Annotated in this window: 12 protein-coding genes and 1 rRNA gene; 1 reads left to right on the top strand and 12 read right to left on the bottom strand. The window is 43.3% G+C overall.

The features are described 5' to 3' along the window. Window position 1: 1 nt before the first annotated feature. The 11 genes from KO473_RS18780 to KO473_RS18830 all read right to left on the bottom strand — a co-directional run bounded on the left by KO473_RS18780 (window position 2) and on the right by KO473_RS18830 (window position 9,721). Window positions 2-1,345: a BT_3928 family protein gene (locus KO473_RS18780; protein ID WP_005808654.1), complete on the bottom strand. Its 1,344-nt coding sequence runs from the start codon at window positions 1,343-1,345 to the stop codon at window positions 2-4. Beyond that, window positions 1,335-1,877, bottom strand: coding sequence for a DUF1599 domain-containing protein (locus tag KO473_RS18785; protein ID WP_005781613.1), 543 nt, complete (start codon window positions 1,875-1,877; stop codon window positions 1,335-1,337). The genes KO473_RS18780 and KO473_RS18785 overlap by 11 nt, the downstream gene beginning before the upstream one ends. A gap of 104 nt (window positions 1,878-1,981) precedes the next feature. Further along, complete coding sequence (locus KO473_RS18790) at window positions 1,982-2,863, bottom strand: M23 family metallopeptidase (protein WP_005781615.1); 882 nt, start codon at window positions 2,861-2,863, stop codon at window positions 1,982-1,984. Between the two features lie 23 nt (window positions 2,864-2,886). Further along, entirely contained in the window at window positions 2,887-3,351 is a 465-nt protein-coding gene (ndk, locus tag KO473_RS18795; protein ID WP_005781616.1) for a nucleoside-diphosphate kinase, read from the bottom strand. A gap of 218 nt (window positions 3,352-3,569) precedes the next feature. Further along, window positions 3,570-5,666, bottom strand: a complete 2,097-nt coding sequence (gene recG, locus KO473_RS18800) for an ATP-dependent DNA helicase RecG (RefSeq protein ID WP_005781618.1) — start codon at window positions 5,664-5,666, stop codon at window positions 3,570-3,572. Beyond that, window positions 5,666-6,328, bottom strand: coding sequence for a 2-C-methyl-D-erythritol 4-phosphate cytidylyltransferase (locus KO473_RS18805; RefSeq protein WP_005808662.1), 663 nt, complete (start codon window positions 6,326-6,328; stop codon window positions 5,666-5,668). The genes recG and KO473_RS18805 overlap by 1 nt, the downstream gene beginning before the upstream one ends. 4 nt (window positions 6,329-6,332) lie before the next feature. Beyond that, entirely contained in the window at window positions 6,333-6,884 is a 552-nt protein-coding gene (locus KO473_RS18810) for a DJ-1 family glyoxalase III (RefSeq protein WP_005808664.1), read from the bottom strand. Window positions 6,885-6,953: 69 nt separating this feature from the next. Next, complete coding sequence (locus KO473_RS18815) at window positions 6,954-7,796, bottom strand: cell envelope integrity protein TolA (protein ID WP_005821938.1); 843 nt, start codon at window positions 7,794-7,796, stop codon at window positions 6,954-6,956. Then, window positions 7,793-8,215, bottom strand: a complete 423-nt coding sequence (locus KO473_RS18820; protein ID WP_005808668.1) for a biopolymer transporter ExbD — start codon at window positions 8,213-8,215, stop codon at window positions 7,793-7,795. The genes KO473_RS18815 and KO473_RS18820 overlap by 4 nt, the downstream gene beginning before the upstream one ends. 70 nt (window positions 8,216-8,285) lie before the next feature. Then, on the bottom strand, window positions 8,286-9,008 hold the full coding sequence (locus tag KO473_RS18825; RefSeq protein WP_005781627.1) for a MotA/TolQ/ExbB proton channel family protein: 723 nt from the start codon (window positions 9,006-9,008) through the stop codon (window positions 8,286-8,288). Next, window positions 9,008-9,721 (bottom strand): pyridoxine 5'-phosphate synthase, encoded by a 714-nt coding sequence (locus KO473_RS18830; protein ID WP_005781628.1) that lies wholly within the window; start codon window positions 9,719-9,721, stop codon window positions 9,008-9,010. The genes KO473_RS18825 and KO473_RS18830 overlap by 1 nt, the downstream gene beginning before the upstream one ends. Window positions 9,722-9,853: 132 nt before the next feature. Between KO473_RS18830 and KO473_RS18835 the strand changes: the two genes are divergently transcribed. Continuing rightward, entirely contained in the window at window positions 9,854-10,726 is an 873-nt protein-coding gene (locus tag KO473_RS18835) for an NAD kinase (protein ID WP_005781629.1), read from the top strand. A gap of 274 nt (window positions 10,727-11,000) precedes the next feature. On the opposite strand, the gene rrf is transcribed toward KO473_RS18835, so the two are convergent. Further along, a 5S ribosomal RNA gene (rrf, locus tag KO473_RS18840) occupies window positions 11,001-11,099 on the bottom strand; the annotation flags it as partial.

Raw genomic sequence — 11,099 nt, forward strand, 5'->3', positions numbered from 1 at the left:
ATTATTCATTCTTCTGCGTTTCAGAAGAGACTTGTGAATTTCCGGCAGCTTTGTCTGCAGCCTTTTTACGTTTCTTTTCAAGACGCTTCACAACCAGAATATCAACTCCCAGAACCATCAATAAAGGGATAGCAAACCAAAGGAGTACATAACCGATCGTATGCACATCGCTCTCTTGTTTCTGTTTTCCCAGTTCAAGATTTTCCAGTTTGTCAGTCAGGGCATATTCATCAGGCAATTCACTATCACTCCATTTATTTAAAATGGTACCTTCTTTAATCAGCATCAGTCCCGGATTGGAACGTATCATCGTTTTCAACGTAATATCATCCATCAGGCAGAACGGATATTCCGCTCCGGTTTTATCTTTCCATTGTTCTATCTGATAATCCAGCGAAGAGGTCAGGCAGTAAAAGCCATAACCATGCTCTACCGCATAATCATAAATCTCATTTATCAGATCGATGTTACTGTCATCTGCCTCTTCAATCCGATGGGCTACCAATAAGAATGTATAGTTTTTATCTGCCAGTACTTTATCTGTAATATCTTCACCTGTTTCAAGATTAGTCATTGAGAAATCATGGATAGAAGGCTCATAACCTTTCTCTTTCACAACGGTCCGCGCTTCAATGAATTTCCAGGTACTATCGGGATAATTTTCCAACGAGAACTCTTTCTTTTCACCATTCTTCTCCAACACGAAAACACTCTCGTAAACCGTCGGCTTTGCCCCTGCCGGGATACTCATGTTTTCCGGAATATTCTTCCCTATCTTATAAGGACGAAAATCCAGTATCGGCAAGTTGCCCAGACAATAGAACGAAAGCGCAAACACAAACAGGAAAGTATATAGAGATACGAGCCATTCCATCTTAGCACTGATAAAACGGATCATCTGATGCTTCCACCGGAAAACGGAAATTGCTGCAATCAGCAGAATAACATTCTTCCAAAATGTTTGCCAGTTTGTCAATACCCAGGCGTCACCGAAACAACCACAATCGGATACCGGATTAGCCAATGCCAAATACAGAGTAAGAGGGGTCATACAGATCATCAGCAACAAAGCCAACCAGGTAGCGGTTGTTTTCCGGATACCAAAAAACAGAAACACACCTACCGAAAACTCGACAGCTGACAAAACAATACCCGCCAACAAAGGGAAAAAGGCCGGAAACCACGTTCCCATCCCGAAAGCGTCCAGATAATCTTGTATCTTATATTCCGATCCCAACGGATCGACTGCTTTCACGAATCCTGAAAAGATGAACACCCCTGCCAGCACGAAGCGGCACAGATTGGTCCATACTTTCTGAATAATATGTAGCTCCTTATCCTTCAAATTCTATCTTAATCAATCCGAAAACAGAATAGTTAATCATATCCATGTAATTAGCGTCAATGCCTTCTGATACCAATGTCTGACCGGCAAGGCTCTCTATCTGCTTGGTACGATAAATCTTCATCAGTATCAAATCAGTATACGAGCTAACGCGCATACTGCGCCATGCCTCATCATAATCATGATTCTTGGCAAGCATCAATTCCAATGCTTCCTTTGCATGCTTATCGTACAAAGCCAATGCTTCATCTACTGTTATATCAGCCGACTCTGCATATCCGAGTTCCAATTGTATCAACCCGATAATACCATAGTTGACAATAGCAATAAACTCGGAACGGATTCCTTCGTCGACAAGAGTCACCCCTTTTACTTCAATACTACGAATACGGTTGGCTTTGATAAATATCTGATCTGTTACGGAAGCAGGACGCAGAATACGCCATGCAGGACCGTAATCATGCAGTTTCTTAGAGAATAGGTCACGGCATAATGCTATGACATGTTCAAATTGTTGCCTGGTATCTTTCATTTCCTTACAAATAGTGTGCAAAGGTAACAATAATTAAAGAAAAATGAAAAGAGGGCACTCTAAATAATATTAAAGTGCCCTCTTCCGTCTATGTAGTATAACTATTATGAACAGCGCAATACTTGCCCCGGACGAAGTGTTGTCTTCGTGGTAATACGATTCAACTTGCAAAGTGTGCTAACTGAAACACCGCGCAGTTTAGCGATTCTGGACAAACTGTCGCCTTTCTTAACCTTGTAATATCTGATTTCGCCGTCCGATGCTATATTAGTATCATGTGAACCGGCTTTGTTACGTTCGTAACCTCTTGTTTTTCTGAATGTATATGTATCGGCAACGATATCCTGTTTCGGGAAGTCGAACATTAATGCAGGATTGATGGCAATACCCAGGAAACGGGTCTCAAAATGCAAGTGAGATCCCGTTGAACGTCCGGTATTTCCTCCCAAGGCAATGGGTTCACCGGCTTTTACCAATTGGTTCTCTTCTACAAGCTGTTTGGATAAGTGACCGTATACGGTTTCCAGTCCATTGTCGTGACGAATAACGACATATTTACCATAACCTCTACGTTCATACTTCACAATACGTACCTTTCCATCGAAAGCAGCTACAATAGTATCTCCAATGTTCACTTTGATGTCAAGTCCATTATGCATTCTTCTCCAGCGTGGTCCGAAGGGAGAAGTGATACGGGTACTGGGAGTAGGCATGTGGAAGCCCGTGAGATCGATTGTATAAGAATCGGGAATTATAGCATCCTTTCCGTAAGCATGTACGTACTGGTTGTTCCAATTAGGATACAGACTCAGTGCAGGATATTCAGACTGTTCTGCGCGAATCTGTTTCTGCAATGCTAATGAATCTACACTTTTTAATTTTCTGTCAATCGGTGCCTGACGGGCAATCAAATCCTGAGAAAAAGAGTTCAGGCTGATCATAGCCGCAGCGGCAATCATTACTGTTTTAATGCAATTGAAATTCATTCGTCTTGTTTAATTCAATTCAATCAATATTCGTCATTTGCATACAGGTAGTCAAAAGTAGCCTGTTTGTAATCGAATATTTCTTCCGGTTTAAAGAATCTGTTTAATTCGACAACTGCGGTTTCCGGCGAATCAGAGGTATGAACAATGTTCTCTTGAAAGCTCATACTATAATCTCCGCGAATGGTCCCCGGGGCTGCCAGACGTCCGTTAGTTGGTCCTGCCAATGCACGAACGGCTTGAATAGCATCCACACCTTCAAAACAACAAACGATAACGGGAGCCGTCATCATAGAATCTTTCACTCGCTGAAAGAATGGTTTCGAACTAAGGTGTGAATAATGCTCACTTAACACTTCATCTGTCAACTGCATCATTTTCATTCCTGCCAAACGCAATCCTTTACGCTCAAAACGACGAGTAATCTCGCCAACCAGTCCTCGCTGAAGAGTACAAGGTTTCAGAATGACCAATGTTTTTTCCATCATAACGTACAGTTTCAAAAGGTTAAAGTGCTCATTTATTTTAAAATTCCTCCAAAGATAGCATTTCTAAGCGAAACGGCAGGTATCCTCTTAACTATTTTTTATAAGGATAAATAGCAGAATTAAAGAAATATTTCTCTAAACCTCCATAAACAGAGGAAATAAAGAGAAATATGTTATGCAACATGTTTATGTAAAAAAGCTACATGTTTAACCGTTTTTCAGCTAATGGCAGCCCAGTTAACATTCGTCTTGCGCAATGCTTTCAGCTGCCGCCATAGAATTTCATTCTCCGGCAACACGCCACCCGGATCGGCATCCGTTATTTCTTCTGCGATATTACGCACGTATTGCAAGAGTTGACCGTCACGGGCAATATCCGCAATCTTTAAGTCGAAAGCAATACCACTTTGCTGTGTACCTTCCAGGTCACCTGGTCCCCGGAGTTTAAGATCGGCTTCAGCTATTTCAAATCCGTCATTGGTGCGTACCATTATTTCCAGACGTTTCCGGGTCTCTTCAGTCAGCTTATAGGTAGTGACCAGAATGCAATATGATTGGTCGGCTCCACGCCCTACCCGGCCACGCAACTGATGTAACTGTGAAAGTCCGAAGCGTTCGGCATTTTCGATAATCATCACCGAAGCGTTAGGCACATTCACTCCTACTTCAATCACTGTAGTAGCTACCATAATCTGCGCTTCACCCGAAATAAAAAGTTGCATCTGCGCATCTTTCTCGGCAGGTTTCATTTTGCCATGCACTTTACAAACCTTACAGTCGGGAAACTCCTCACAAATATGCAAATACCCTTCTTCAAGATTTTTCAAATCAATCTTTTCACTCTCCTTAATCAAGGGATATACAATATAAATCTGGCGCCCTTCTTCAATTTGTTTACGTACCGAACGATATAAACTTTCTCTCCGGTTATCAAACTGGTGAATAGTAGAGATCGGCTTACGTCCGGGAGGCAATTCATCTATGACAGAGACATCCAAATCACCATAAAGTGTCATTGCCAGCGTACGTGGAATCGGAGTAGCAGTCATAACCAATACATGGGGCGGCTGAATACTCTTGCTCCACAGTCTGGCACGCTGTGCCACACCAAAGCGGTGTTGTTCGTCAATTACGGCCAATCCTAAAGAAGCAAAATTTACAGTATCTTCAATAACGGCGTGGGTACCGATCAATATATGTACATCTCCGGTCAGGAGTCCCGCAAGGATAGCTTCCCGTTTCTTTCCTTTCACCGAACCTGTCAGGAGTTCCACCCGCACATCCATTCCAAACAACAACTCTTTGATTGTATCGTAATGTTGGTTAGCCAAAATCTCAGTAGGCGCCATCATACAAGCCTGAAAACCATTATCAAGGGCAATCAGCATACTCATCAAGGCCACCAGTGTTTTCCCACTTCCCACATCCCCCTGCAACAGGCGATTCATTTGCTTTCCGCAACCGACGTCCTGCCGGATTTCTCTCAAAACCCGCTTTTGAGCCCCGGTCAGTTCGAAAGGAAGATTCTTAGAATAAAATGTATTGAAGATTTCACCGACTGTTTCGAAAACATAACCGCGGTATTTACGTTGCCGGTCTTTGGCATATCTCAGAATATTGAGCTGTACATAAAAGAGCTCTTCAAACTTAAGACGATATTGCGCCTTCCTCAACAGTTCCGGATTAGAAGGAAAATGAATATTCCGTAAAGCTTCCGTCAAAGGCATCAGATGATGGTCGGCAATTAGTTTAGGTGAAAGTGTCTCGGGCAAAGGCTCCTGAATCTGTCCGATAATGGTTGCCATCATCTTTTCAATGGCATGGGAGTTGAGAAAGCTACGTTTCATCTTCTCCGTTGTATTATAATAAGGTTGGAGTCCCATTGATGACAATTTCAAATCAGCGGGATTATCTATATCGGGATGGGCTACGTTAATTCTTCCGTTAAACACGGTCGGCTTACCAAAGATAATATATTCTTCGTGAAGTTTATACTTACCTGTGACATACTTTATACCCTGAAACCACACGAGGTCAACGACTCCTGTGCCATCCGAGAAATGTGCTAATAATCTTCTCTGGCGCCCTTCACCAAAAGTTTCAAAGCCAAGTATCTTTCCCTTCAACTGTATATACGGCATATTACCATCTATTTCATGAATGTAATAGATGCGACTCCGGTCTACATATTTATAAGGAAAATAATAGAGCAGATCATGCAATGAATAAATCTCCAACTCTTTATTCAGAACCGCAGCTTTTTGCGGACCAACACCGGATAAGTACTTTATGTCTCGTGTAGCTAAATCGAACATTACAACAAGGCTGAAGCTACTTTCAAATCAAATGGAGTAGTTATTTTTATATTTTCACGGTTTCCCTCCACCAGATGGACAGGAACTCCCATAGCCTCTACCACGGAGGCATCATCAGTAAAAAAGGGAGTAAACTCTTGTTCATAAGCTCTTCTCAGTAAATCGGCATCGAATACCTGGGGAGTTTGAACCAGTTTATAATCATTACGGTTTACAGTCTCACTGCCTGATCCTGTGAGATGGCGCACGGTTTCTACAACATCGATGACAGGAATTACGGCTTTTCGCACAGCAGCTTCCCGGAAACAACGGGCAATCACTTCCTGCGATACGAAAGGACGAACACCGTCATGCACCCCCACCATACCACCGATACCGTTTATCAAAGCCAATCCGTTTTTAACCGAGTGGAAACGGGTTTCACCTCCATCGGCAATTTCATGCCTGATGTTAAATCCGTGCGTTTCACACAGTTCCCGCCAAAACCCCTGCTGTTCCCGGGGCAATACGAGAATAAGCTGCATTCTCTTGTCGAATCGATGAAAAGCTTCCAACGTATGCATCAATACAGGCTTTCCGCCAATGGGAAGAAACTGTTTGGGAAGTTCACTTCCCATGCGGAGTCCCTTCCCCCCGGCTACAATCAAAGCAGTCCGATACATAGGCTTAACGTCTTACGCACATGGCCTCTACCAGCTCGTTTACTTTTTCCTTGCCTAACAATGTATCTACAATAGTCAATGCAAATTCCATCGCAGCACCCGGTCCCATACCGGTAATGATGTTACCATCTCTGACAACCGGCTCGTTAGTACACTCCGCACCTTCCAGGTACTGTTCGAAGCTGGGATAACAGGTTACTCTGCGACCTCTCAGAAGTCCCAGTTTTCCAAGTACCATCGGGGCGGCACAAATAGCGGCAATAGGCTTGTTTTTCTCCGCAAAGCTAAGAATTAACTTACGCAACCCTTCATGTTTGTCCAAAGTGGCAGCACCCGGCATTCCTCCCGGCAAAAACAGCAACTCAGCATCAAAGAAATCACAATTCTCAAAATTCTTATCGCAAAGCACAGATACATCATGCGCTCCGACTACAATCTCGTCTGGCGTAACAGATACAATTTCTACATCTAAACCAGCGCGTCTCAATGTATCAATTGTAGTAAGCGCTTCAATTTCTTCAAATCCGTCTGCGAAAAATGCATAAACTGTTCCCATAATCTATATCATTTAGATGTTATAAACTCAAAGCCCACCTTTCTAAAAACACGGTACTTTAAGCATTAATTATTTCAAATTAAAATAATAAGTAATCGTTCCAGTCTGGTTGTTCACTCCGTTTACGGCATTAAAACGTGCTTTTTTAGCCGCATCTTCAGCAGCTTTACGCAAAGTCGAATTTACCGTGTTAGTCAATCGGTTGATACTGGTAGCAATCACATGACCAGCTGGATTCACGGTAATAGAAACAACTACTCGCCCCTCTTCCTGAACGTTGTATATGGGACGGGGCAAACCTCCCTCTCCTATAGAACGTCCGCCAAGATTAAATGTTCCATATCCCCCGACTCCGGACTTTGCTCCGGTCGACGAATTGCCATCTTTACTTCCTTCTACTCCTTCACCCGAAGTAGCACTACCTTTGCTTCCCCCCATCTGCGAGCCTTTACCAAAGGCACCGGCTACTCGTTTACTGGCAGCTTCTGCAGCGGCCTTGCGCTCACGCTCTGCCCTTTCTTCAGCAAGTTTTTTAGCTTCGGCAGCCTTTTCTTCGGCTGTTTTTTCAGGCTTCTTCTCTACTTTCGGCTTCTCCTTCTTAGGCTCGACCTTGGGTTTTATAGCAACCGTTTCTTCTTCGGTCTGCGTAATCATTTCCTGTTCGGCTTCCACTTCGGGTACGGGTTGCGGAGCCGGCACTTCTTCAGGCATTACTTCTACGTCCACCATAGTGGAGGGATCATAATTTCCATAAGCCGCATCCACATCTCCCATCATCACCGGTACACCGCCGGCTTCTTCGTCCGGACGTGGAACAGCAAAACTTACCAGAATCAAAAGAGCAATAATAGCCACATGCACCAACAATGCACCCAACGCCCCTATATATTCACTCTTTCTTTTTATGTTCATTTCTTCCTTGTTTCCGGCGGGCGGGTAGCCAGCACCATTTTAAAATGATTCTCATTCGCGATATTCAGCACCTTAACGATCTCACGGTAAGGCACAGTTTCATCCGCATAGAGAGCAACATACATCTCAGGTTCTTTATCCGCACAGCTTTGCAGGAATGGAGTCAATTCCTCCAAGCCTAAAGCATGCTCTTTTTCATTACCGAACGCTGCATAATAGTTCAGGTCCTTATCAATGATAACTCTTGTCAACGGTTTAGCCGAAGTTTGCTGTTTGCCTTGTGGCAATAACACTTTAATCGCATTGGGCGACACAACAGTTGAGGTTATCATAAAAAAGATAAGCAACAGGAATATGACGTCCGTCATAGATGCCATACTAAAGTTGGGTGATATTTTTGCTCGACGCTTTAATGCCATAAAATAATTCTTCAATATGCCAATATGTCAATGTGCCAATTGGCTACGCACTCTATTTTATCTCAGCACCTTATTTCTGTGCAGGTTCATTAAGCAGGTCCATAAACTCCATGGTTCTGGACTCCATCTTATTGACCACTCTGTCTACCAGCATCACCAGATAGTTGTAAGCAAACATAGCAATAATACCGACAATCAGACCACCTACGGTAGTAATCATAGCTTCATAAATACCTCCTGAAAGCAGTGTGATATCAATATTACCGCTTCCGGCATTTGCCATTTCATAAAAAGCCCGCACCATACCGGTTACTGTACCCAGGAAACCGAGCATCGGAGCACCACCTGAAATAGTAGCCATCACAGTCAGGCCTTTTTCCAACTTAGCCACCTCAATATTTCCCACATTCTCAATAGCAACCTGTACGTCATTTACCGGACGTCCCAGACGGCTAATCCCTTTTTCGATCATACGGGCGGAAGGGGTATTCATCGTTCGGCAATAATTAATTGCCGACTTAATCTCACCACTATGGATATAGTCTTTGATCTTCTCCATAAACATCGGATCTTCCTTACCGGCTTTTCGGATCACATAGTTACGTTCAAACAGGATGTAGAAACAAACTACAGACAGTACTCCCAAAACAATCATAATCCATCCACCCTTAATAGCCATATCAAGCATATTCATTTCAGCCGGAGCAGATACAGGAGTCAGTACAGGGTTGGCCGATGCAACGGAATCAGCCAGGTTGGTAGCCACTTGGGCTAATAGTAGCATTGCATTCATTAGCGAAGACAGTTTTTATATTCCTGAATGGTACGTTCCAATCCCAGATACAGCGCATCACTTATTAAAGCATGACCGATAGAGACCTCGTCCAGCCAGGGTATGTTTTTATAAAAGTAATTCAGATTCAATAAACTCAAGTCGTGACCGGCGTTCAGACCAATTCCCAACCGGCGGGCCACTTTAGCAGCTTCAACAAAAGGAGCAACAGCCGCTGCCGGATCTTTCGGATAAGCAGTAGCATAAGGTTCGGTATATAGCTCTACACGGTCGGCACCTGCTTTTGCCGCATACTCAATCATTTCCGCATCGGCTGCCACAAATACAGATGTACGGATACCTGCCCCGTTAAACTCGTCCAAGACTTCCGTCAGAAAATCAAAATTAGCCTTTGTATCCCATCCTGAATTAGAAGTTATCTGAGAAGGATCGTCCGGCACTAAAGTCACCTGATGAGGTTTCACCTTCAACACCAAATCGATAAACTCCGGAGAAGGATATCCTTCAATATTAAATTCAGTCCGAAGCAACGGACGCAAATCATACACATCCGAACGACGGATATGACGTTCATCCGGACGTGGGTGAACCGTTATGCCGTCAGCACCGAAACTCTCACAATCCAACGCCACCTTAACCACGTTCGGAACATTTCCCCCACGGGCATTCCGAAGGGTAGCCACTTTGTTTATGTTCACACTTAATTTAGTCATAGTTCCATGTCTTAATATAATACGGACCTTTTACCCATATGTTTTGCGCAAAAGTACAAATATTAGCGATAAGATAACAGCAATACCGAAAAAAAATCCCAAATTTGCGACACACTAGAAACTTTTATCAACATGAAATTTGCCATTTTCGGAAATACATACCAAGCCAAGAAGTCTTCACATGCTGCTACTTTGTTCAATTTGCTCGAAAAACATGGAGCAGAAATCTGTGTATGCAGAGAATTTCATCGTTTCCTGAAATCCGACTTAAAACTGAACGTCAAGGCGGATAATTTGTTCGATGAAGACTATTTTGATGCAGACATGGTGATCAGTATCGGCGGAGATGGTACTTTTCTAAAAGCGGCACGACGGGTAGGTAACAAAGGAATCCCTATTTTGGGTATCAATACCGGACGATTAGGATTCTTAGCAGATGTATCCCCGGAAGAAATGGAAGAAACGATTGAAGAAATCTACCAGAACCATTATACAGTTGAAGAACGGAGTGTACTCCAATTGCTTTGTGACGACAAACATTTGCAAGATTCACCTTATGCGCTCAATGAAATAGCCGTATTAAAACGGGACAGTTCATCCATGATCAGTATCCGTACTGCTATTAACGGAGCACACCTCACGACTTACCAGGCTGACGGGCTCATTATCGCCACTCCAACAGGTTCCACTGCATATTCGTTAAGCGTAGGTGGTCCTATCATTGTTCCCCATTCCAAAACCATCGCAATTACTCCGGTTGCTCCACACAGTTTAAACGTAAGGCCTATAGTGATCTGTGATGACTGGGAAATCACTTTAGATGTAGAAAGTCGTAGCCACAATTTCCTGGTTGCAATTGACGGCAGTAGCGAAACCTGTAAGGAAACAACCCGCCTCACAATCCGGAGAGCTGACTATAGCATTAAAGTAGTAAAACGCTTTAATCACATCTTTTTCGACACTCTTCGCACTAAAATGATGTGGGGAGCTGACAGCAGAGTATAATATTTCATTTATCACTAATAACAGGGAGGCTTTTCTCATAGCCTCCTTGACTTTCGCCATTAGGGTTCTGTCCCACACAGCTTCTTTTAACCAGAAACATTCCGAATAAAGCTGATAAAATGATTGACAGGGGATGTTGTTTATCCGGAAGAGTAAAGTTCTTTATTTATAAACGAGTGCATCAGTTCGGTTGTTATCCTCCCTCCTTCTTTTCCTACGTCTATAAACAAGTCATCCCCTCGTGTCTTCTGACCCGAGGGGATGAACTCTCTGAAAACGGCGACTACCTACTCTCCCACTGTTACGCAGTACCATCGGCGTGATCAGGCTTAACTTCTCTGTTCGGAATGGGAAGAGGTGGAACCCTGATGCT

Source organism: Bacteroides sp. HF-4919 (genome assembly GCF_018860125.1).